Below are 22644 nucleotides of genomic sequence, written 5' to 3' on the forward strand. Positions count from 1 at the left end.
TCGACATTCAGATGATGACGTGACGAAAATGACGGTTTTCCGTGACCCGGAGCGCAGCGTACGTCAGGTACGTGAGCACCGGAAGCACGGAAGGCCGCCATTTGCAGGCCGTCAGGGCTGAATGTCGATTGGCCCTAGCGCCCGCGTGCGCCGAGCCGTGCGACGTTGATCAACTCCTGCGCCAGCACCGTCTCGCCGATCTGGTGCGAAAGGCGGCTGGTCCGCTCGGCTTCGGCGAGGCGGTGAATGGCCTTGTCGAGCGCCTCCGCACTCCAGCGGCGCGCCACCTCCTCGTCGCCACGCCCGCCAAAGCGCGGCGCCTGTCCGCCCTGCGCCTGCGCAAAGCCGATGGCGCGTTGCAGGGTGAGGCGGGCAAGCCCCGCCAGCGAGCCGCCACTCTGGCGCAGCCGGGCCATCTCATGCTCGGTGGCGCGGACATTGCCGGAGAGCACGACCATCGCCGCCTTGAAGAGCTGCTGGTCGCCCCCCTCCGCGCCCAGCGCATCCAGCGCCTCGGGCGTCGCTGCCTTGGGCTCCTCGGGCGAGGCATCCAGATACAGCGCCAGCTTTTCGATCTCGCCAGCCAGCAGCCCCCGCTCGGCACCGGTGAGCGCAACCAGCCGCCGGGCCAGATCGCCGGGCAGTTCGAGACCCAGCTCGCGCGCCATGCTGACCGCCAGCGCATCGGCATTGCGGCCCTCCGGCGCATAGCTGACGATGGCCATCACCGCCTTGTCGCCCTCGCACAGCTTGAGCAGCTTGCTCGTCTTGCGCAGATTGCCCGCGATCATCACCACCGGATTGCCGGTCGCCGGCGCCTGCAGCAGAGCTTCGACCGCCGGCACGACTTCCTCACCCGCTGGCTGCACGCGCACCCAGCGCTTATCGCCGAACATGGAGATGGCGGCAGCTTCATCCGGCAGGCGCGCCGGGTCGCTGCGCAGCGTCGCCCCATCCAGGTCGATCCGTTCGGCACCCGCCCCCATGGCCTTGCCGACGCGGGCGCTGAGCGCTTCGCTGCCGGCTTCATCCGGCCCGTACAGCAGATAGAGGCGGATGTTCGGCGCGGGATCGTCCAGCGCCTTGAGCGCGGCCTGATTGTCCGCCCGCAGGCTCATTCGCGCGCGGCGAGCGCCACGCTGGCCAGCACGCGGTCGGCGACGATCTCGGTCAGTCGCTCCAGCGCGCTATCCTCGGCCGCAACCGTCGCATATTCGCTGGAGGCGACATCGATGCCCGCGTCCCAACTTGACGTCTCGTCGAGCACGGTCTTGCCATCCTGCGTATCGACCAGCTGATAGCGCGCGCGCAGGGTCCGGCGTTCGCGCGTCACCGTGTCATCGGCGCGGACGCCCAGACCCTCAATGCGATCATCGAGCTGCACCTTGAGCAGAAAGCGCGGGGCGGCATCGCCCATGGCGGCCAGCCGGTCGTTGAGCGCATTACGCATCAGCCAGCCGCTCTTGCCGGGGATCGGTTCCACCTGCACGCTCGCCAGCGCCTGCGCCGCAGCCCCGCTGCGCCCGCCCGCATACATGGGCTTCAATCCGCAGGCCGAGAGGCTGGCGGCAAGGGCGAGGCCCAATAGGAGGCGGCCTAAAGCGAGGCGGGGGAGAGCGCTGGTCATCAGATGACCAGATTGACCAGACGATCCGGAACCACAATCACTTTCTTCGGCGCCCGGCCTTCCAGCTGCCGCGCGACATTGGGCGCCGCGAGCGCAAGGCTCTCCAGCGTGGCCTTGTCCGTGCCCTTAGCGACGGTGATCGTATCGCGCAGCTTGCCCATCACCTGAATGGCGATGGTCACTTCGTCATCGACCAGCAAGGCCGGATCGACAGACGGCCACATGGCGTCGGCGATCAGGCCCTCATAGCCCATCTCGGCCCAGGCTTCCTCGGCGATGTGGGGCGTCATCGGCGCCACAAGCAGCGTCAGCGCGCGAATCGCCTCGGCGCGGGTGGCGGACGGCGCCGCCTTCTCGATGGCATTCGCCAGCTCGTAGATCTTGGCGACACCCTTGTTGAAGGCGAGCGCCTCGATGTCCCTGGCGACGCCGTCGACCGTCTGGTGCAGCTTGCGCTTGAGCGCCTTGTCCTCGCTGCCGTCGCCGGTTTCGCCGACCTGCCCGAAGATGCGCCACAAGCGATTGACGAAGCGCCACGAGCCCTCGATGCCGGCCTCGCTCCACGGCAGGTCGCGCTCGGGCGGCGAATCCGAGAGCATGAACCAGCGCACCGCGTCCGCGCCATAGCGCTCGATGATCTCGTCCGGGTCCACGACATTCTTCTTGGACTTGGACATCTTGATCACGCGGCCGATCTCCACCGGCGCGCCATCGGCGAGCAGCGTCGCGCCTTCGGCGGTGCGCGTCACTTCGCTGGGCGCATAGTAGAGCGGCGGCAGGCCTTCGCCCTGCTTGCGGGCATAGGTCTCATGCGTGACCATGCCCTGCGTAAACAGGCTCTCGAACGGCTCGGCAACGCTGATCTTGCCGATATGGGCCAGCGCGCGCGTCCAGAAGCGGGCATAGAGCAGATGCAGGATCGCATGCTCGATGCCACCGATATACTGGCCGACCGGCAGCCAGCTCTCGGCCTCGGCGCGGTCGAACGGCTGGTCATCGGGCTGGCTGGCGAAGCGGATGAAGTACCAGCTCGAATCCACGAAGGTATCGAGCGTGTCGGTCTCGCGCACGGCAGCCTTGCCGCATTTGGGGCAATCGACATGCTTCCACGTCGGGTGCCGGTCGAGCGGATTGCCGGGCACGTCGAAGCTCACATCCTCGGGCAGCACCACCGGCAACTGCGCCTTGGGGACGGGCACCACGCCGCAATCCGAGCAATGGATGAACGGGATCGGCGTGCCCCAGTAGCGCTGGCGCGAAACGCCCCAGTCGCGCAGGCGCCACACCGTCGTGCCCTTGCCCCAGCCCTCGGCCTCAGCGCGGCGGATGACTTCGGCCTTGGCGTCTTCCACGGCCATGCCATCCAGAAAGCGCGAGTTCACGAGGCGACCGGGGCCGGTATAGGCCTCGTCATGGATCGGCGCCTGCTCCTCGCCCTGCGGCGCGACCACGCGCTCGACCGGCAGCATATATTTGCGCGCGAAGTCGAGGTCGCGCTGGTCATGCGCCGGGCAGCCGAAGACGGCGCCGGTGCCATAATCCATCAGCACGAAATTGGCGACGAAAAGCGGCAGCTTCCAGTCCGGATCGAGCGGATGGACGACGCTCAGGCCCGTATCGAAGCCCTTCTTCTCCTGCGTCTCCAGGTCAGCCGCGGCGGTGCCCGACCGGCGGCATTCCTCGGCGAACGCCGCGAGATCGGCATTGTCCTGAGCGAGCGCCAGTGCAATCGGATGATCGGCGGCAATCGCCGCGAAGCTCGCGCCGAACAGCGTGTCCGGCCGCGTGGAGAAGACCTCCAGCTCCTCAATAAGCCCCTCCCCTTCAGGGGAGGGGTTGGGGTGGGGCTGGGTGCTCGCGCCGGGGCGCTCCGCGAGCGATGCTGACGCATCGCCCCCACCCCCGGCCCCTCCCCTGAAGGGGAGGGGTTGGGATAATCTGAACCGGAACTGCATGCCCTGCGACTTGCCGATCCAGTTCTCCTGCATCAGGCGAACCTTCTCGGGCCACTTGTCCAGCGTGCCCAGGCCGGCGAGCAGATCGTCGGCGAAGTCGGTGATGCGCAGGAACCACTGGTTGAGCTTGCGCTTCTCGACCAGCGCGCCCGAGCGCCAGCCGCGCCCGTCGATCACCTGCTCATTGGCGAGCACGGTCATGTCGACCGGGTCCCAGTTCACCGCGCTTTCCTTGCGGTAGACGAGGCCGGCCTCATACAGGTCGATGAACAGCGCCTGTTCCTGGCCGTAATAATCCGGCTCGCAGGTCGCCAGCTCGCGGCTCCAGTCGAGCGCGAAGCCCAGGCGCTTCAATTGCGCCTTCATCGAGGCGATGTTGTCGCGCGTCCAGCTGCCCGGATGGATCTTCTTTTCCATCGCGGCATTTTCGGCGGGCATGCCAAAGGCATCCCAGCCCATCGGGTGCAGCACATCATGGCCCTGCATCCGGCGGAAGCGGGCCAGCACGTCACCCATGGAATAGTTGCGCACATGGCCGATGTGGATGCGCCCGGAGGGGTAGGGGAACATCTCCAGCACATAGCTTCTCGGCGCGCCCTGACGGGTGCCGGCCTTGAAGCTCTCCCTGTCGTCCCACACGGCCTGCCAGCGGGCGTCAGCCTGCGCAGGGTTGAAGCGTCTGTCGCTCACTCTCGCCTCGTTCATCAATAGGGCCGGTCCGGCCCCGTGACGGGCGCCGAGGCCGGGCTTTGTCAGCCGCTGATCGCGCGGCGCCGCAGGTCGCGGGCACGCGTCAGGATGATTTCTTCAAGCTTCTGGGTCGTCGCCGCCTGCACCGGGGCATCGATCCACTGGCCGTTCTGCAGCATCTGGCGGCTGGCCGCCACGCGCAGGGCATCGGCGCGCAGATCCTGGTCGAGGATCGTCACCGTCAGCTTCATGCGCTCGTTCGTCGCGGCGGGATTGATGTACCAGTCGGTCAGGATCACGCCGCCGTTGGAATCGGTCTGGAGCAGGGGCATGAAGGACAGCGTCTCGAGGCTGGCGCGCCAGAGATAGCCGTTGATGCCGATGCTGGTCACGCGCGATGCGGCCAGATCGGCCTTCGGACGATCCTTTCCGCCACCGCAGGCCGCCAGCATCCCGCAGGCAAGCGCCAGCAGCAGGCCGCCCTTCAAAGTCTTGTGTCCGCTCAGAACCATGCGTTGCCTATCCCGTGATGTCCGGTGGTGACCGGGCTCCCTGTCGATCAGCCTCTATAGTGAGGCAGGGCGGCGGCACAAGTGGCGGATTGCGCGGGCTCTGCCGCTTGCGCCGCTCCCGGCATCGGCCCGGCGCAATTTCAGTTGCGATGGGTTGATTTTTGCAACCGTGTTGAACAATGGTCGTTTCACAAAGGGATTATAAGGGGATAACCGGCTCGCCGGTGGCCACTGTGGAGAATCGGTCACGCTTTCCAGCGAATCGTCTCTGCTTCTGGTCCGCGCTATCCCCTCATGATATAAGAACACAGGCCGGCCCTCGAAATGGAGTCGGCGCAGGGAGCGAACGGTGACGGTGAAGACGGGAAAGATCGCGTTGGCGGGGGCTTTGACAGCCGCCCTGTCGCTCGCCCTCACCCCGGCGCTTTCCGCTGTTCTCGGCGCGGAATCGAGGGGCCTGGATCAAAGCGGCGTGTCGCTGAAGATGCTGGGCAGCATCGGTTCGTTCACGCCGGTCACCCATGATGAGAAGCTGGCCAAGGCCTATGCCCAAGCCGCGCGCGAATCGCAGAGCAAGGGCTTCCGCTTCACGCCGACCAGCGGTTCGGCGGCCGGCAATCGCTCGCTGACCATTCTCGTCCGCACGCCCAACGCCATGGCCTCCGCGCTGGATGGCCGGTCCGAGCGGGTTCTGCCCAATCTCGGCGTCGCGCCTGTCGCATACCGGCTGGGCGTGACCAAGGGTCTCGCGCGGTTCACGCCGGGCACCCGCATCGAATCCTCCAGGCTCGACCCGATCATCGAGAAGTCGATCAGCGAGCCGGTCGCCAGCTTCACGCTGCGCCCGAAGCAGGAGCGCTTCTCGGCGAATGTCCAGCTTGAGCATCGCGAAGTCGCTGCCGCCTCCCCGGCTGAAGATACGCCGGCCACGCTTGGCGCCGAGCCCAGCTATGCCGTCGATCTGTCGAGCAGCTATTCGCTGACCCGCAACCTGAACCTGAAGGCTGGCGTACGCTATGCCGGGCCGAACAACCGGCTCGCGCCCACGGTGACCGATCAGGCGCAGGACAGCCAGGCCGTCTACGTCGGCACCACTTTCAAGTTCTAAACCCGCCTGCGCGCTATCTTTCGTTTGCGTGTGCGATAAGTCGTGCGCGCAAGCGCTGTGGCTCTCACGCGCCCGCCGTTTCGCCCCTCGATGATTGACACAGCAGCGCCCGGCGAGGCAGCACCGCGTTGCGGGCCGCCAACCGGCACTGCAACGGGGAGAGGGACTATGCGCACAAACCAGATCGCCCATCATCGTGGCGACCGCGCCCCAAGAAGCCGGTTCGGACGCGCGACAGGCATCGCCGCAATGGCCCTCGGCCTGCTTCTCTCGGCAGCACCGGCGCGGGCGGACTGGATCACCAGCTGGTCGGCCGCGCCTGTCCGGCCCCGCACGGATCTTGGCCCGCTCATGGCGCCGAGAAGCTATAACAACCAGACGCTGGTGCAGACGCTCCGTATCGCGGCGGGCGGCAAAAAGCTGCGACTGCGCCTGACCAATGCCTATGGCGAAAAGCCGCTGGAGATCGGCGGGGTGCGCATCGCCCTGCTCGATCCGCAAGGCGCCGAAGTGCAGGGCTCAGCCCGGATGCTGCGCTTCGGCGGCGCGGCGACAGCCCGCATCCCGGCGCGCGCGCCATTGCTGAGCGACACGGTCGATATGCCCGTGCCGGACCTCGCCCGCCTCTCCGTGCAGATCTATGTGCCGGGCGACACCGGCCCCTGCACCTGCCATGAAAGCGGGCTGGATACGCTGCGCGTCTCACCACCCGGCAATTATCTCGGCAAGCCCTTCGAGCCTGTGCAGCAAGGTCCGCATCGCCCCTTCCTCGCCGCCGTGGAGATCGATGCGCAGGACGGTGCCGGGACGATTGCCATGCTGGCCGATTCGATCACCGATGGCATCGGCTCCACGCCCGGCGCGAACCGGCGCTGGCCGGACTTCCTCGCCGCCCGTCTGCTGGCGGCGAATCCCGGCAAGTGGGGCATCGCCAATCAGGGCATCAGCGGCAATCGCGTGCTCAGCGATGGCTTTGGCGATAGCGCGCTGGCCCGGCTGGACCGCGACATCCTCGCCCTGCCCGGCATCCGCTATCTGATCGTGTTCGAGGGCGTGAACGATCTTGGCATCGCCTTTGGCGCCGAGCGCATGGCCCAGCAGGCTGGCCGGCCCAATGTCCTCGCCGATGGCACCAAGGTAACGCTGGAGACGATGCTGGCGGGCTATCGCCAGATCGCCGAGCGCGCACGGGCGCGCGGCATCACCGCGGTCGGCGCGACGATCGCCCCCTATAAGGGCGCGACCTACTGGACGCCGGAAGCCGAGACCGTGCGGCAAGGCATCAACGCCGCCATCCGCTCCGGTACGATCTTCGATGCCTGGCTGGATTTCGACGCCGCCTTTGCGGACCCGGCCAATCCGCAGCAGATGCGGCCCGGCTATCATATGGGCGACTTCCTGCACGGCACCGATGCGGGTTATGAGGCGCTGGCTGCGTCCATCGACCTCTCGCTGTTCAAATAGCGTCACCGCGCGGGCCACGTCTGGGCGTTAACCCGTCGATGGCCGCATAACCCACAGCCCCAAGGCGCCGCACCAAGGCGGCATGGTGCGGGTGGACCCCGCCAAGCGCGATCACCGGCAGAGTCGCCAGTCGTGCAAGCGCCGCAAAGCGCGCCGGGCCAAGCGGTCGCGCGCCGGGGTGCGAGCGCGTACGAAACAGCGGGGACAGCAGGACGACATCCGCACCGGCGCGCTGCGCCGCCCGCATTTCCTTATGGCCGTGCGCCGGCGCGCTATGCAGCCAGCGCGGGTCGCGCGGTCCTGCGGTCGGGCCATGATGGCCATCTGCCCCCCAGTGCCGGGCCATGTCCGCATCGCCGGCCAACAGAATGCGGCAATGACGCTTGTGCGCCGCCCGCCGCACCTGATTGAACAAGGCCCGCCGTGCGATGGGGTCGAGGCGATAATGGCGCAAGATGAGGGCCGACTGGCGCGGCAGACGCGCGATGGCGCGCAAAAGATCGTCCGTCGCCACGCGCTCGTCGCTCATCAGCCACACGGTCGGGAGCGGAGTGCGCGATTTGCCTTGGCCTGCGTGCATCGCGCCTTTTATAGCGGCGCCGATGAATGGGCAAAATAATCAGACGAGCGTCGACGGCACGGCCGAGAGCCGGTTGGCACATGTGCGGGATGCGATCAGCAGGGTCGAGCGTGTCGCAAGTCGTCCTGCGGGGTCGGTGACGCTGATCGCCGTCAGCAAGACGCATCCGGCCGAGGCGGTGCGCCCGCTCATCGAGGCCGGGCAGCGCGTGTTCGGCGAAAACCGCGTTCAGGAAGCGCAGGCCAAATGGCCGGCGCTGCGCGAGGCTTATCCCGACATCCGCCTCCACCTCGTCGGCCAGCTTCAGTCCAACAAGGCGGAGGATGCGGTCGCGTTGTTCGATGCCATTCATGGCGTCGACCGCGCCTCACTGATCGCGGCGCTAGCCAAGGCCATGGACAAGGCGGGCCGCCGGCCGGACTGCTTCCTGCAGGTCAATATCGGTGAGGAAGAGCAGAAAGGTGGCTGCGCCATCGCCGATGTGCCGGGCCTGCTGGCACAGGCGCGCGCGGCGGACCTGCCGGTCGTCGGGCTGATGTGCGTCCCCCCGGCGAACGTCGAAGCCGCGCCCTATTTCGCCCTGCTCGACAAGCTGGCCCGCGATCATGGATTGCCGGGCCGCTCCATGGGCATGTCCGGCGATTATGAGACGGCAGTGATGCTCGGCGCCACGCATGTGCGCGTGGGCACCGCTTTGTTCGGCACCCGCGACGCCATCTGAAGGCCGGCCGCGTTAGCCCGGCTTGCGCTGCGCTTTCACCGCGCCGGCCCACCATTCCAGCTCTTCCGCAAAGCCGGTGAAGCTGCGCACCAGCGCCGCGCCACCCGCGCCGCTTGGTTCGCCGGCCGCATCGAGACTGTCCGTGATCCCGCCGACCGCCACGCTGGCGGGAATCACGGCGATGCCCAGCGTCGTCAGCGTCGGATGCCAGGCATAGCTGGAGCGCGCGCCCGCCATCCGCCCTGCCGAATAGCTGACAATGCCGGCCGGCCGCCGCCGCCATTCCTGATAATAATGGTCGATGAGGTTCTTGAGGCCCGGCTGCAGACCGGAATTATACTCGCCGGTGACGAACACGAACCCATCGGCCGCGCTGATCTTGTCGGCCAGTGCCGTCATCTCGGCAGGGGCGGTGCCGGGCGCATAATCGGAGAGGCGCTTGTCCAGCATAGGCAGGCCAACCGCGCGCGCATCGATCAGTTCCACTTTATGGCCCCGTTCGGACAGCGTGCGCACGCAATAGTCCGCAAGCCTTATGCCGGCGCGCGCCTCCCGATAGGATCCATAGAAGACGAGAAGCGAAAGGCTCATATTGTCAGGCTCCGTGGCAATGTCGGCGCGAGCCTAGCAGCGTGTCGCGCTCCGTGCGACAGCAGGTTCGCCCGGCCAGCAGAGATGGAAAGCCCGCCGATCTGCGCTAAGGAAGGCGCATGACACCGCAGGATCTGCCCGTGCCCGTCGACGCGCTGCTCTCCGCCATGGGGCTGGTCGGCATCTTCGTGTTTGCAGCCTCGGGCGCGCTGGCGGCGGCGCGCCTCGGCCAGACCCTCGTCACCTTCGCCTTCTTTGCCATCGCCACCGGCGTTGGCGGCGGCACGGTGCGCGATCTGCTGATCGGCGCGCCGGTCTTCTGGATTCACGATGTGCGCCCTGCGCTCATCTGCCTCGGTGCATCGCTGGTGGTGTGGATGACGCCCGAGCGCTGGTGGAGCGAGCGCGCGCTCGACTGGCTGGACGCCGTGGGGCTGGTCGCCTTCGCCGTGTTCGGCACCGCCAAGGCCATGAGCCTCGACATCCCGCCCTTCATCAGCGCCCTGATGGGCATCATTACGGCCTGCGTCGGCGGCATCATCCGCGATCTGCTGGCCGGCCACCCCTCCATCGTGCTGCGCCCGGAAATCTATGTGACCGCCGCTGCCCTGTCGGCGGGCCTCTATGCGCTGCTGGCCAGCATCGGCATGGCTGCCCCCTGGGCCGCCGTTCTGGCTGTCCTCGCCGGCTTCATCCTGCGCGCTGTCGCCATCGCCCGGGGGCTTGCGCTCCCGCACTATCGCGCCGGTCGCAGCCCGGATCAGGCACGTGGCCCCTCGGGATAATGCGGCAGATCATCGGCCGATGTCAGCCAGCTCAGCGCGCTTGATGTCCAGATATGCTCGGTCGGTGGATAGCGCTCGGGTTCATCCAGGCTGCCAATGGCAAGGCCGATCACATTGGCCGAGGCGCGCTCCGAGAACAAAGTGGTGCCGCACGCGGTGCAGAAGCCGCGTCGCAAAGCCGCCGAGCTGTGATGCCATCCCACCGGACCTTCGATGCGGACGGCATCAAGCGGCACCAGCACCCGCGCATAAAGCGGTGCGCCAGTCGCTTTCTGGCAGAGCCGGCAATAGCAGGCGCGAATGTTGATCGGCGCCGCATCGGTCGCATAGCGGCAAGCGCCGCACAGGCAGCCGCCGGTGATCGCGTCCGCCATTCTCAGAGCGGCCGCTGCGCAGCACCAAGCAGGATGCCGAGCCAGCCGGCCTGCTCGCCCGACGTCATGGCGCTGGCGGGCGTAAAGGCGCGGCATTCCAGGCAGTCGGCGCGGATGGACGGCCCCTCGACCAGCCCCTTGAGATCACGCATGATCCGCACGGCAATCTGCCGCTGCTGCCGCGCCGCATAGCTCAGCAGATCGCGCGGCGCAGTGAGGGCCGGCGCTCTGGCCTCCCCGCTCAGGAACATGCCGAGGAACTGCGCCAGCGAATCCGGCTCGGGGTCGAAATAGCGCGCGCTTGCGGCGTCACCGCTCAGCTTGGCGCGCCGCGCGGCTTCCGCCACGGCATCCTCGACCCCGCCGAAGCGGTCGACGAGCTTGAGCTGATGCGCCATGCCGCCGGCCCACACCCGGCCCTGCGCGATCTCGTTGACGCGCTGCGGCGTCATCTTGCGATTGCTGGCGACCAGACCGATGAACTTGCCATAGATATCCTCCACGCTCGCCTGCGCCAGCGCGTTGAACTCCGGGCTCACCCCACCGATGACGTCCGGCTCGCCGGAGAGCGGCGTCGCCTTCACGCCGTCGCTGGTGATGCCGACCTTGGCGAGCGCATCCTCGAAGCTCGGCAATATGCCAAACACGCCGATCGACCCGGTGATCGTCGCCGGCTCGGCAAAGATCATGTCGCTGGCCGTACTGACCCAATAGCCGCCGCTGGCCGCGACATTGCCCATCGAGACGACGATCGGCAGGCCCTTGGCCCGCGCCTGCGCCAAAGCGAGGCGGATTTCCTCCGCCGCCGCCGCCGATCCGCCCGGCGAATCGACGCGCAGCACCAGTGCCTTCACCGAATCCTCGGCCACCGCGTCGTTGATGAGGCTGGCGACGCTGGTGCCCCCGGCTTGCCCGGGCGCCGCTTCGCCATCCACGATTTCTCCCGCGACGGTGACGACGCCGACCTGTCCGCCGCTGCCTTCCTTATGCTTGCGCAAATAGCCCTCGAACGGGATGGCGGCATAATCGCCCGGCCGCGGATCGCTCGCCTCCCCGACGATTTCGGCAACATGATTGCCGAACGTGACCGGATCGCCGAGCTTGTCGACCAGCCCCGCCGCCTGCGCCGCCTTGGCGGTATCGCCGCCATTGGCGCGCAGCAGCGCCAGCGGATCGGCCAGATAATCGCGCACCCGCGCCGCCGGACGCGCCTTGCCGACATGCTCCAGCCAGTCGGACCAGATCGCCGTCACCAGCGCCTCATTGGCGGCGCGCGCCTCGGGCGACTGTTCGGCCTGCGTATAGGGCTCCACCGCGCTCTTGAAGCTGCCGACGCGGTAAACATGCGCCTTCACCCCCAGCCGGTCGATCAGGCCCTTGAAGTAGAGATTGCTCCCGCCCGGCCCGGTCACCCCGACCATGCCGAGAGGATCGAGCCACACCTCGCTGGCATGGGCGGCCAGCATATAGCTGGCATCGTCATAATAAGAAGCGCGGGTGAGCACCGGCTTGCCCGCCGCGCGCACCTTGTCGAGCGCCTCGCCCACACGTTGCATGGCGACCTGCCCGCCGCCGCCAAAGCCATCCAGATCGAGCACCACGGCCTTGATCGCGCTGTCGCCCGCCGCTGCCTCGATGGCGCGCACCACATCGCGCAGGCGATATTCGCCCGACCCGCCGGTGCCCGCGACCATCGCATATTGATCGATCGGCCGCGGCTGCTCGACGATCGGCCTGTCCAGCGCCAGATAGAGCGCACCACTGGCCGGAAAGCTGTCTTCCATCCGCGCGGCCTTGAGGCCGGCGTAGAGCATCGCGAAGAAGAGGATGAGGAAGAGCAGGACCAGAGCGTCCTTCACCCCCATCATGATTTTCCAGGCAGTTTTCACAAGACTCAGCACGTTGGCGGCTCCTTTGCCGCTTCGCTAGCGCATCTTCCTGCCCGATGCACGTTCCCGTCAGATGCAGCACCTCTGGCGAGCACGCTCACAGGGCGCTCACTGAACAAGGGGTTGTTCTTTGCGGCTTGCGGGAATGTGGATATGCAACAGCCGGGTGGGGGGACGATATGTCAAGTTTTGCTGCATGGATTGGGGATCGGACCTATCGACAGGCGGGTCTTCTGGCCTTTCTGGTTTCTCTCGCGGCCGCGGTCCGGCTGTTCTGGATAGAGCATCCGGTTCTTTGGCAGGATGAGATCTTCACCTGGCTCTATACCCGCGAAACTTACGCCCACCACTTCTCGCTTCATCGCACCACCGATGTACATCCGCCGACCTTTACCGTCCTGCTCAAGGCCTGGATATCCGTATTCGGTGACAGCCGCACTGCGATGCGCGCGCTACCGGCGTTCATCGGTGCTCTTTCTGTGCCCGCACTCTTCCTGATTGCGCGGAACTGGCTCGGCCTGCCGGTAGCGATCCTCGCCGGACTGTTTTTCGTTTTTCACCCGCTGAATGTTCATTACACTCGGGAAATCCGCTTTTACGGCGTCATCGCCTTCGCAATGCTGTGGGCGACCTACTTCTATCTCGAGTTGCTCCGACAGCGCGACATGCCGAGGACGAGACAGTGGCGATGCGCCATTGGCTTTACACTCTTCCTCGCCCTTACATTTTACCTCCAATATGTCTCGCTGCTCTTCATGGTCCTCTTTGGCGCAGCAACGCTTGTGCTGCTGCTTTATGATCGCGACTGGCGACTGTTTTGGCTGCTGAGTGCCTGCATCGCCGTCGCGGCCTTGCTGTGCATTCCACAGTCGGTCCATTTTCTGGGCTACGCGATGACGGAAGGTGCGGTCCGCAACAGCTGGATCGCACCCACAGACGTGAAGGTTTTCTACGAACAGACGATGACGGCCATCGCCTTTCCGGCGCTCGCCAAGATCGTTGTTGTAAGTCTGTATGTCTTCGGGGCCCTGCAACTGTGGAAGCAATCCCCGCGGCTGTTCATCGTCATGATGACCTTTCTGGTGCTGGGGCCACTTCTCTTCGCCTTTGTCGGCGTCTTCAAGCCTATCTACCTCGCACGATCGTTCATGGGCGCTCTTGTGACGTTGCCGATTTTGCTCGCTTTTTCCGTGATGAGCCTGCCGCGCAGCTTGCGCCCGCTCGTGCTTCTCGTCCTCGCGATCGCTCATATCTGGGCGCTTCTGCCTGACTACCCTGCACAGCGCCTGCCCAACCCCGGAGAGGCGATTGCCGCTAAGGCTTCAGGCTGGCGCGGCGCGACCGTCTATTATGATGAGCAGCTCACGCGCGAGCTCGCCGCTTACCGACTCCCTGCCTCGACTTGGCATGTGCTTAGCCGGAGAAGCCCGGAGGCAGATGAAGTCGCAATTGCCAGTCAGCTTAGGCTGTGTGCCGATGCCATCAACAAGTGTCCGCCAACGATCCTGGTTTTTGAACAGCGTCCGCCGTTCGATTCCGATTTGGGCGAGGCTTGGAGCGCCATGGTTCCCCGGTTAGCGCGAATTAGCCCGGTCCGGGACGACCGGACCGAGGCTTACCACCGCTTCGTTAGGTTCGAATGACCTGCTGCGTTCAGCCCTTCTTCTTCCAGGTGAAGAAGGCGGACATCACGTAGTTCCACACCACGCTGACCAGAATGCCTGCCAGAGCGGACAGGGCCCAGTAGCCATTGTTGACGAACAGCCAATCTGCCACGCCGACATTCGCCGCAGCACCGAAGGCACAGACGAGGTTGAAGGTGATCCAGCCGCGCAGCAATCCCCAGCCCTGCAGGCGCTGGTCGCGGTAGGTGAACATGTTGTTGAGCAGGAAGTTGCTGGTGATCGCGACGAGCGTCGCTGCGGTCTGCGCCACCGCGAAGCTCATGCCCAGCGCCACGAACAGCAGCGTCAACACGGCAAAGTGGACGACCACACCCGTGCCGCCGACCATGGCGAAGCTCAGGAAGCGGACGGGCACGATATGGCCCACCGCCTTGTCCATGAGCAGCTGCACATATTCCCAGAGCACCAGGCTATCGAGCTTGCTCTCGCCGAACTGGCGCGTGCGGAAGGTGTAGGGCACTTCCGCGACGCGCAGCGGCGTCGGCGCGCTGGCCGCGATATCCAGCAGGATCTTGAAGCCCACCGTGGAGAGATTGGGCAGCGAGCGCATGAAGGCATCGCGCCGCATCATCATGAAGCCGCTCATCGGGTCGGAAATCGGCGTCTTGGTCAGCTTGAGCGCCAGCTTGGTGGCGAACTGGCTCATCCGCTGGCGGCTCTCGCTCCAGTCGCCCATGCCGCCGCCTTCGACATAGCGGCTGCCGACCATCAGATCGACATCGTCCGCCCTGATCCGCTCGAACATGGTCTTGAGCACGGATTCGTCATGCTGAAGATCGGCATCCATGATCGCCACATAAGGGGCGGACGTCGCAAGAATGCCCTCGACACAGGCGCTCGACAGGCCCCGGCGCCCAAAGCGATGGAGAATGCGCACGCGTGGATCGCGCTGAGCCAGCGCCCGCACCTTGCCAGAGGTATCGTCGGGCGAATTATCATCCACGAACACCAGCTCCCAGGCGACGCCGGGCAGGGCCTTGTCGACCAGATCGGCGAGCAGGGCCACATTCTGCGCTTCGTTGAAGGTCGGAACGACGATCGCAAGCTCGGCCGGAAGCATCTGCGCCGCGACCGGAGCTTCTGTCATGGTCTGGATGGTCACTCGGAAAGGTCCTCAATGGCTGGCGCGGCGGGTTGACGGGTCGGCGCGGATGCAGGGTCGGGATGATGGTACAGCGTACCGGTGAAGGCGAAATTACCGGGACGATCGATTGTTTCCGCCGGGCGCCATCCGGCCGCCGTCAGGGCGGGGACCAAATCTCTCGCCGGCGGGGGCGTCTCACCCCGCGCCAGGGCGCGCAGATCGTTGTGGCTTTTGAGTTCGACATGGCTGACCAGCAATGTCGCGCGGTCGGCCAGCGCCGTCAGCGGCTGCGGCGGCCCACCCGGGTCGCCGCCGCGCGTGATCCGAATCGCGGATTGCCCGTCCGCCGTCAGCAGCCATTGCGGCAGATCCTCGCGATGGGTGCGATAGAGCGGGAAATAGGCCCATGCCCAGGCATCGCCAACATGCAGCACAGCGAGCGGCTTCTCCGTCTTGGCCACCATGGCCTCCAGCGTGCGCGAAGGCCCGTGGATGAACCAGTCGGCCCGCACCAGGAACATGACCAGCGCCGCCGCACTGCCAATGACCAGCAGGACGGTGCCCGCGTGGCGAACCCAGTCGGCGATCCGCCCGCGCCTCGCGATGGCCCCATCAGCGGCAAGCGCGAGGATCACCGCGAGCGGCGCCAGCATCCAGATATTATAGCGCGGCGCGAGCGCATCGAATTGCGAGACCAGCAGCGCCGCCGCGATGGTCACGATCATGCCCGCAGCCAGCGCGAGGATCAGGCCGATGACCGGATCATGGCGGATGGCTGTTCCGCGTCTCGCGGCCTGTCCGCCAAGGCCGACTGCCGCGATGAGCAAAAGGATGGCACCGCCCGCAAGGCACAAGGCAGCCACCGGCAGATCGACCAAAGTCGCGCCACTCACCAGCATCTGCGCCAGAAAGGCTGCGATGTCGCCCAAACCGACCCCGCTGGCCGGCGCAGCGGAACCGGGCGCCGGCGAACTCAGATTGGCCGCACCCAGAACGAAGGGCGCAAGTCCTGCCCACAGCAGCAACAGCAGCGCATAGGCCAGCACCACCCGCACCGCGCCGCGCACGGTCCGCGCATCGATGAAGATCGCCAGCGTATAGGCCGATGTCGCGACGAGGCCGAAGAAATGCGTGTAGCCGCTCAGCACACCGAGCAGCACGAACAGGCCCAGCCGCCGCACGCTTTGCGCCACGTCGCCGCGAATCACCATCGCCGCCTGCCCACAGCTGATCGCGAGAAGGATGGGATAGGCGCGGATTTCGACGGCCATCGAGACCAGCCGGGGGGAAAGCACCAGCAGCAGCCCGGCAATCAGGGCCGCGCGCAACCCGTAGCGAGACGCCAGCGCGCGCATCAGGATCAGGATGCCGCCGGCGGTGATCGCCGCATGATAAAGCCGGAACGCCAGCTCATTGGCGCCCCACAGGTGCCAGCCGATCATATCGATAAAGTAGCTGAGCGGCGGCATCCGGTCATCCGGTACGCCGAACCCGGCATCATAGCCGCCGGCCAGCCAGGAGAGCAGCGCGCCCGGCGCGAGGGTGACGCCGGAAAGCTGGGTCGTCTCGTCGATCCAGATATTCTGGACACGCGCGAAGAGGAATGCCGCAATGGCAAAAATCACGAGGACGGGCGTGGCCGCAAGCCAAAGCCGTCCTGCACCGCTGGACCCCTGCTTCATTGATTCCCCACGTCCCACAGGCCCGCCGGCCCGCATATCAGATCATCATTCCGCCAGCCGCTAGCACCGGCAGCCTAATTTTACGTCAACTGGCGTGCGCGCCATGGCCGAGCGCGAGATACTCCAGCGACTGCATTTCCATCAGGCGGGAGACCGTCCGCTCGAACTCGAACTTGCCATCCCCCTGCGGATAGAGATGCTGCGGCAGGGCGTCCGCACCGGCGATCAGCTTGACCTTATGCTCGTACAGGGCGTCGATCAGCGTAACGAAACGCGCGGCCTCGTTGCGGTTTTCCGGCCCGAGCACCGGAATGCCGACGATGATGACGCTGTGGAAGCGCCGCGCAATGGCAAGATAATCCGCCGCGCCGCGCGCTTCTCCGCACAGGCGCTTGAAGGAAAACACCGCCACGCCCTTGAGGCTCTTGGGCACCTGCAGGCTGCGCCCGCCACCGACGCTCAATTCCTCGCTCGGCACATTGGCGCTGTCTTCGGGCGGATAATCCGTCAGGCGGAAGAAGATTTCGCGCAGCTTGGCGGTGGTCTCATCGCCATTGGGGGCATGCCAGATGTCCATGCCGCCCAGCCGATCCAGCCGATAATCGGTTGGCCCGTTGAGCGGCACCACGTCGAGCCGCGCCTTGAGCAGATCGATAAAGGGCAAGAACAGCTCGCGGTTGAGCCCATCCTTGTAGAGATCGTCCGGCGCGCGGTTGGAGGTGGCGACCAGCGTCACCCCGGCATCGAACAGCGCGGTGAACAGGCGGGACATGATGGCGGCATCCGCCATATTGTTGACCACCATTTCATCGAACAGCAGCACCTTGGCCTCGGCCGCGAGTTGCGCAGCGACAGGCGCAATCGGGTCGCCGCTCTCGCTCTCGCGCACCGCCCGCAGCCGCGCATGCACATCGAGCATGAACTCGTGGAAGTGGATGCGGCGCTTGGCGGGGCCATCCAGGCAATCGCGCATCAGGTCCATCAGCATGGACTTGCCGCGCCCGACGCCACCCCATAGGTACACGCCGCGGATCGGCTCCGGCGCCTTGCGAAGCATCCGCCAGAGCACGGAGCCTTTCTTCGGCGCGGCTTCCAGTTCCTGCTGCAGCCGGTCGAGCCGGATCGCGGCAGCGCGCTGATCCGGATCGGGTTTCAGCTCTCCAGCGGCGATAAGGTCGTCATAACAGGAGAGCAGGCCACTCATGCGTCGCGCGGGGAGGCCTCCGCCGGAGCGCTGTGCTGCACGCGCGGCTGCATGATCTCATATTTGGGCAGCGCCGGGTCGAAATAGTCCCAGGCCACGGCATCCTTCATGTAGATGACGCTTTGCGGCGAGACGCGGTCGGGCTCATCGAGAGACCCGGCCTGCACCATGATGAACTCGCCCGGCAGCGTGCCGGATGTGAAAATCCGTCCGCCGCATGTTCCGCAGAAATGCCGCGTCACATCCCCGCCGGTGTCGCCATGGTTGGTATAGGTCTTGGGCGTGCCCTCGATGGCGAGCTGGCTGTTATGAATGCCGATGATCGTGGTGTGGCCGGTGCCGGTCGCCTTCTGGCAATCCTTGCAGCAGCATTGGGACACCCACAGCGTCGGCCCGGTCAGCTTGTAGCGGAGCTCTCCGCACAAGCAGCCGCCATCCAGAACTTCGCCTTCCTTCACCATCGCCGATCTCCGAATTGTCGTTGTCTCGGTCGACTGTGACGTCAAATCGCGCGTTCGACCATCATCTTTCGCGTCTCGGCAATGGCCTTGGCGGGCGAGAGGCCCTTGGGGCACACATTGGCGCAGTTCATGATGGTGTGGCAGCGATAGAGGCGGAAGGGATCTTCCAGATCATCGAGCCGCTCGCCGGTCATCTCGTCGCGCGAGTCGGCCAGCCAGCGATAGGCCTGGAGCAGGATCGCCGGGCCAAGGAAGCGATCGGAATTCCACCAGTAGCTCGGGCAGCTGGAGGAGCAGCAGGCGCACAGGATGCACTCGTAGAGCCCATCCAGCTTCTCGCGATCCTCCGGGCTCTGCAGCCGCTCCTTGCCGCTCGGCGGCGGGGTGACGGTCTGCAGCCAGGGCTTGATCGAGCTGTATTGCGCATAGAAATGCGTGAAGTCCGGCACCAGATCCTTGATCACGTCCATATGCGGCAGCGGCGTGATGCGGACCTCGCCCTTGCAGTCCTCGATCGCGGTCGTGCAGGCGAGGCCGTTCTTGCCGTTGATGTTCATCGAGCAGGAGCCGCAAATGCCCTCGCGGCAGGAGCGGCGGAAAGTCAGCGACGAATCCTGCTCGCCCTTCATCTTGATGAGCGCATCGAGCACCATCGGCCCGCATTTATCGAGATCGATCTCGAACGTGTCGTAGCGGGGGTTCTCGCCGCTATCCGGATCGTAGCGATAGACCTTGAACTTCTTGACGTTCGTGGCGCCGTCCTGCGCCTTGTGCACGGTCCCGTTCTTGCGAACGACGCTGTTTGCGGGGAGGGAGAATTCGGCCATCGTTTGTTTCCTGCCGCCTGCTGGCTGATCGGGCGCTTGATGCCGCGCCGCAATAAAAGCAATGCGGCGTCCTAGCGCGTGTGTCCGCGCGGCTCAAGCACCGAGCGGAGGCCACGCGAAATTGCTTGTCACCGCCGCCACTCTGCATCCAAACACCCCGCCAGACGTTCCCGGCGAGCATGACGGTCACAATGAGCGACTCCCTCTTCATCTACAATGAGCGCAGCGGCACATGCGATCCTGCACTGGTGTCCGCGATCCAGGCCGCGTTCGCGCAGGCCGGACGGCCCATCGGCACCTCCCGGCCCATCGACGACGGCCCGCTGCCAAACGCCGCGCAGGCCCGTGAGCGCGGCATTGGCCTCGTCATCATACTCGGCGGGGATGGCTCGCTGGCCTCGACCGCGCAGGCGCTCGCCGGCTGGGAGGGCACACTGCTCGCGCTGCCCGGCGGCACGATGAACCTGCTGGCCCACCGGCTCCACGGCAATCTGGATCCGCTCGCCATCGCCAAGGCCTATCTGGCGGACAAGGGGACCGTGATGCCCGTGCCGGTGATCGAGGCAGACGGGATCACCGCCTATACGGGCATCATCGTCGGCCCCACGGCCGCATGGGGCAATGTGCGCGAGGCGCTGCGCAATCATGATCTCGCCGCGCTGGCTGAAAAGGTGCCGGAAGCCATTACCGCCACCTTCGAGGCCCCGGCCGTCTCGCTGGCCGGCGATCCGCGCGATTATCCCGCGATCTTCGTCGAGCCGGCCAAGCAAGGCCTGCATGCCTATGGCGTGCTTGCCCGCAATGCCGGCGAGCTGTTCGCGCATGGCTGGGCCTGGCTCTCGGGCGATTTCCGCAATGGGCCATCCGAATCGCTCGGCGCCGCCGATCATTTGGAGATAGAAAGCGCCGGCAAGACGCTGGACCTGCTCGTCGATGGCGAGAAGGCGACCACCAAAGCGCCCTTCAACCTCCGCAGCGCCCAATCGGGCGTGCGCTTCTTCGCCGCACAGGGGGACTCAGGCTGGCGCTGAGCCGCAGCGCCGCAGCGCCGCAGCGCCGCAGCGCCGCCGCCCGCTTGTACGACATTTCTCCCCCTCAAGCCTCGCGCCGGCCCCTTCCCACCAGCCCATGGACATGCTGAAATGCAGCCATGTCCATGCTCACGCGCCTGCTCACCGCCGCTCTGGCTTTCTCCGCGACAACCGCGCTGGCCGAACCGGCCGACCCCGCCGATCCCAATCTGCCGCGCCTCAAGAAGGTGCTCGCCGCCACGCCGCTGATCGACGGGCATAATGACTGGCCCGGCGCCATCGCCGGCCATGATGGCGATGCGCGCTGGTCGGTGGACCTCACCCGGCTGAACACAGAGGATTTCGATACCGACATCACCCGGCTGCGGCAGGGCATGGTCGGCGGACAATTCTGGTCCGTCTACGTCCCCGCGACGCTGCCGCCGCTGGAGCAGGTCAAGAAGACGCTGGAACAGATCGACCTCGTGAAATCCATCGTGCGCCGCTACCCGGCCGAGTTCACGCTCGCGCGCACCGCCGCGCAGGTCCGGGCCGCGCACAAGGCCGGGCGGATCGCCTCGCTGATCGGCGCGGAAGGCGGCGGCCAGATCGATGAGAGCTTCTCGGTCCTGCGCGCTTATGCCGAGCTGGGCGTGGGCTATCTCACCCTGACGCACAGCCGCACCATTGCCTGGGCGGACAGCGCCACCGACGATCCGGCCCATGGCGGGCTCACCCCCTTCGGCGTAGCGGTGGTGCGCGAGATGAACCGGCTGAACATGCTGGTCGATCTCAGCCATGTGAACGAGGATACAATGCTGGACGCGATCGCCGCCAGCCGCGCGCCGGTCATCTTCTCCCATTCCAGCGCACGGGCGCTGTGCGATCATCCCCGCAACGTCTCGGACAAGGTGCTCAAGGAAGTCGCGCGCACCGGCGGCATCGTCATGGTCGCCTTCGCGCCCAATTATATTTCGGAGGCGCGCCGGGTGTGGGGCGTGCAGCAGGGCGCCCAGCGCGCGCTCTACAACCAGCCGCCGCTCAACGGCCTCTATATCGGCCAGCCGGACCGGGCGAAGGCCGCCATGGAGGCTTGGCTCGCCGCCAATCCCGAGCCGCACGTGACGGTGCAGATGGTCGCCGACCATATCGATCATATCGCCAAGGTCGCCGGCTATGATCATGTCGGCCTGGGCGGCGATTATGATGGGTTGCCAGCCCTGCCGGACGGCATGACCGGCGTTGAAAGCTATCCGCCACTGCTGCTGGAACTGATGAAACGCGGCTGGAGCGATGCCAATATCGCCAAGCTGGCCGGCGGCAACATCCTGCGCGTCATGGAACAGGCCGAGAAGGTCGCGGCCTCGTTGAGGGACGAGCCGCCCGCCACCGGCACGCGCGAGGCGATGGACGCCGCGCCGAAGAGCTAAGCCACCCCCTCAATTCACTGGCGCGCGCCGCCTGTAACTCAGCGCTTCCGCGACATGCACCCGCCCCACGGTCTCCGCGCCCGCCAGATCGGCAATGGTGCGGGCGACCCTGAGCACGCGGGTATAGCCCCGCGCGCTGAGCTTCATCGCGGCGGCAGCCTGCGCCAGAAGATCGCGGCCCGGCGCGTCCGGCGCGGCATGGGCATCCAGCGCATCGCCAGTCAGTTCCGCATTGGTGCGCGCGCCCCCGCTTGATGCCGCGCGCGCGGTCTGGCGGGCCCGGGCCTGCGCGACGCGGGCGGCGACCTCCGCCGATCCCTCGACCGGCGGCGGCAGCAGCAGGTCCGCCGCCGAAACCGCGCCGACCTCCACATGCAGATCGATCCGGTCCAGCAGCGGCCCCGAAACCTTCGCCTGATAATCGCCCGCACAGCGTGGCGCCCGCGAGCAGGCCAAAGCGGGATCTGCGAGATGCCCGCAGCGGCAGGGGTTCATCGCGGCAATCAGCTGGACCCGCGCCGGGAAGGTCACATGCGCATTGGCGCGCGCCACGCTGACCTCGCCCGTCTCCAGCGGCTGCCGCAAACTATCCAGCACCGCGCGCTGAAATTCGGGCAGTTCGTCCAGAAACAGCACGCCCAGATGCGCGAGGCTGACTTCCCCCGGCTTCACCCGCAGCCCGCCCCCGACCAGCGCCGCCATGGAGGCACTGTGATGCGGCGCGCGATAGGGGCGGTTCTGGCTGATCCGCCCGCCCGACAGCGTGCCAGCCACGGAGGCTACCATGGAGACTTCCAGCGCTTCGGCCGGCGTGAGCGGCGGCAATATGCCGGGCAGGCAACTCGCCATCAGGGATTTGCCGGCTCCGGGCGGCCCGACCATCACCTCGTAAGGAACTTGAAGACCCGGTTGGGCCGCACTCTCGACGGGGGAACGTTCCCCTGCAGTGACACGGCCCCGGCGGG

Annotated in this window: 20 protein-coding genes and 1 pseudogene; 7 read left to right on the forward strand and 14 right to left on the reverse strand. The window is 66.3% G+C overall.

Features of this window, described 5'->3' with window-relative positions:
• Positions 1 to 134: 134 nt before the first annotated feature.
• The 4 genes from M2337_RS02440 to M2337_RS02455 all read right to left on the reverse strand — a co-directional run bounded on the left by M2337_RS02440 (position 135) and on the right by M2337_RS02455 (position 4784).
• A complete protein-coding gene (locus M2337_RS02440; protein ID WP_181560942.1) occupies positions 135 to 1118 on the reverse strand; it encodes a DNA polymerase III subunit delta in 984 nt (327 codons plus the stop codon).
• Complete coding sequence (lptE, locus tag M2337_RS02445) at positions 1115 to 1627, reverse strand: LPS assembly lipoprotein LptE (protein ID WP_264571551.1); 513 nt, start codon at positions 1625 to 1627, stop codon at positions 1115 to 1117. The genes M2337_RS02440 and lptE overlap by 4 nt, the downstream gene beginning before the upstream one ends.
• The gene (gene leuS, locus M2337_RS02450; protein ID WP_264571552.1) at positions 1627 to 4272 is read right to left on the reverse strand and encodes a leucine--tRNA ligase; all 2646 of its coding nucleotides are present in this window, start codon (positions 4270 to 4272) and stop codon (positions 1627 to 1629) included. The genes lptE and leuS overlap by 1 nt, the downstream gene beginning before the upstream one ends.
• A 62-nt stretch (positions 4273 to 4334) precedes the next feature.
• A complete protein-coding gene (locus tag M2337_RS02455; protein ID WP_413716217.1) occupies positions 4335 to 4784 on the reverse strand; it encodes a DUF3576 domain-containing protein in 450 nt (149 codons plus the stop codon).
• A 349-nt stretch (positions 4785 to 5133) separates the two neighbouring features.
• On the opposite strand from M2337_RS02455, the gene M2337_RS02460 reads away from it, so the two are divergent.
• Together M2337_RS02460 and M2337_RS02465 are read left to right on the forward strand one after the other, a co-directional pair.
• Positions 5134 to 5892 (forward strand): hypothetical protein, encoded by a 759-nt coding sequence (locus M2337_RS02460; protein ID WP_264571553.1) that lies wholly within the window; start codon positions 5134 to 5136, stop codon positions 5890 to 5892.
• Positions 5893 to 6060: 168 nt separating this feature from the next.
• Positions 6061 to 7356 carry an SGNH/GDSL hydrolase family protein gene (locus tag M2337_RS02465; RefSeq protein ID WP_264571554.1) on the forward strand — a complete coding sequence of 432 codons (1296 nt, stop codon included), beginning with the start codon at positions 6061 to 6063 and terminating at the stop codon, positions 7354 to 7356.
• Here the strand turns inward: M2337_RS02465 and M2337_RS02470 are convergent.
• The gene (locus M2337_RS02470; RefSeq protein ID WP_264571555.1) at positions 7349 to 7936 is read right to left on the reverse strand and encodes a thiamine phosphate synthase; all 588 of its coding nucleotides are present in this window, start codon (positions 7934 to 7936) and stop codon (positions 7349 to 7351) included. The two genes, M2337_RS02465 and M2337_RS02470, sit on opposite strands and share 8 nt — an antisense overlap.
• A gap of 22 nt (positions 7937 to 7958) precedes the next feature.
• Here M2337_RS02470 and M2337_RS02475 point away from each other — a divergent pair, with 22 nt between their 5' ends.
• A complete protein-coding gene (locus tag M2337_RS02475) occupies positions 7959 to 8657 on the forward strand; it encodes a YggS family pyridoxal phosphate-dependent enzyme (RefSeq protein ID WP_264571556.1) in 699 nt (232 codons plus the stop codon).
• 12 nt (positions 8658 to 8669) lie between these two features.
• On the opposite strand, the gene M2337_RS02480 is transcribed toward M2337_RS02475, so the two are convergent.
• The gene (locus tag M2337_RS02480; protein WP_181560950.1) at positions 8670 to 9248 is read right to left on the reverse strand and encodes an NADPH-dependent FMN reductase; all 579 of its coding nucleotides are present in this window, start codon (positions 9246 to 9248) and stop codon (positions 8670 to 8672) included.
• A 119-nt stretch (positions 9249 to 9367) separates the two neighbouring features.
• On the opposite strand from M2337_RS02480, the gene M2337_RS02485 reads away from it, so the two are divergent.
• Positions 9368 to 10033 carry a trimeric intracellular cation channel family protein gene (locus M2337_RS02485; RefSeq protein ID WP_264571557.1) on the forward strand — a complete coding sequence of 222 codons (666 nt, stop codon included), beginning with the start codon at positions 9368 to 9370 and terminating at the stop codon, positions 10031 to 10033.
• Here the strand turns inward: M2337_RS02485 and M2337_RS02490 are convergent.
• Both M2337_RS02490 and sppA read right to left on the reverse strand, forming a co-directional pair.
• Positions 10009 to 10407 (reverse strand): GFA family protein, encoded by a 399-nt coding sequence (locus M2337_RS02490; RefSeq protein ID WP_264571558.1) that lies wholly within the window; start codon positions 10405 to 10407, stop codon positions 10009 to 10011. The two genes, M2337_RS02485 and M2337_RS02490, sit on opposite strands and share 25 nt — an antisense overlap.
• A 2-nt stretch (positions 10408 to 10409) precedes the next feature.
• Entirely contained in the window at positions 10410 to 12305 is a 1896-nt protein-coding gene (gene sppA, locus M2337_RS02495; protein ID WP_413716240.1) for a signal peptide peptidase SppA, read from the reverse strand.
• Positions 12306 to 12475: 170 nt separating this feature from the next.
• On the opposite strand from sppA, the gene M2337_RS02500 reads away from it, so the two are divergent.
• Positions 12476 to 13939, forward strand: a complete 1464-nt coding sequence (locus tag M2337_RS02500) for a glycosyltransferase family 39 protein (RefSeq protein WP_264571560.1) — start codon at positions 12476 to 12478, stop codon at positions 13937 to 13939.
• Between the two features lie 10 nt (positions 13940 to 13949).
• Here the strand turns inward: M2337_RS02500 and M2337_RS02505 are convergent, their stop codons facing one another.
• The 5 genes from M2337_RS02505 to M2337_RS02525 form a co-directional block, all read right to left on the reverse strand.
• Entirely contained in the window at positions 13950 to 15083 is a 1134-nt protein-coding gene (locus M2337_RS02505) for a glycosyltransferase family 2 protein (RefSeq protein WP_319799454.1), read from the reverse strand.
• Positions 15080 to 16747, reverse strand: a complete 1668-nt coding sequence (locus M2337_RS02510; protein WP_264571561.1) for a hypothetical protein — start codon at positions 16745 to 16747, stop codon at positions 15080 to 15082. Before M2337_RS02510 ends, M2337_RS02505 begins: the two co-directional genes overlap by 4 nt.
• An 85-nt stretch (positions 16748 to 16832) precedes the next feature.
• A complete protein-coding gene (gene zapE / locus M2337_RS02515; protein ID WP_264571562.1) occupies positions 16833 to 17951 on the reverse strand; it encodes a cell division protein ZapE in 1119 nt (372 codons plus the stop codon).
• A complete protein-coding gene (locus tag M2337_RS02520) occupies positions 17948 to 18412 on the reverse strand; it encodes a GFA family protein (RefSeq protein ID WP_181560956.1) in 465 nt (154 codons plus the stop codon). The genes zapE and M2337_RS02520 overlap by 4 nt, the downstream gene beginning before the upstream one ends.
• Before the next feature lie 41 nt (positions 18413 to 18453).
• The gene (locus tag M2337_RS02525) at positions 18454 to 19239 is read right to left on the reverse strand and encodes a succinate dehydrogenase iron-sulfur subunit (protein ID WP_264571563.1); all 786 of its coding nucleotides are present in this window, start codon (positions 19237 to 19239) and stop codon (positions 18454 to 18456) included.
• Between the two features lie 191 nt (positions 19240 to 19430).
• Here M2337_RS02525 and M2337_RS02530 point away from each other — a divergent pair, with 191 nt between their 5' ends.
• Both M2337_RS02530 and M2337_RS02535 read left to right on the forward strand, forming a co-directional pair.
• Positions 19431 to 20270: a diacylglycerol/lipid kinase family protein gene (locus M2337_RS02530; protein ID WP_264571564.1), complete on the forward strand. Its 840-nt coding sequence runs from the start codon at positions 19431 to 19433 to the stop codon at positions 20268 to 20270.
• A 119-nt stretch (positions 20271 to 20389) separates the two neighbouring features.
• Entirely contained in the window at positions 20390 to 21679 is a 1290-nt protein-coding gene (locus tag M2337_RS02535) for a dipeptidase (RefSeq protein WP_264571565.1), read from the forward strand.
• A 9-nt stretch (positions 21680 to 21688) separates the two neighbouring features.
• Here the strand turns inward: M2337_RS02535 and M2337_RS02540 are convergent.
• Positions 21689 to 22639, reverse strand: a pseudogene (locus M2337_RS02540) (YifB family Mg chelatase-like AAA ATPase); the annotation flags it as partial.
• Positions 22640 to 22644 lie beyond the last annotated feature (5 nt).

Origin of the sequence: Sphingobium sp. B2D3A (assembly GCF_025961795.1) — a bacterium.
Lineage (GTDB): Bacteria > Pseudomonadota > Alphaproteobacteria > Sphingomonadales > Sphingomonadaceae > Sphingobium.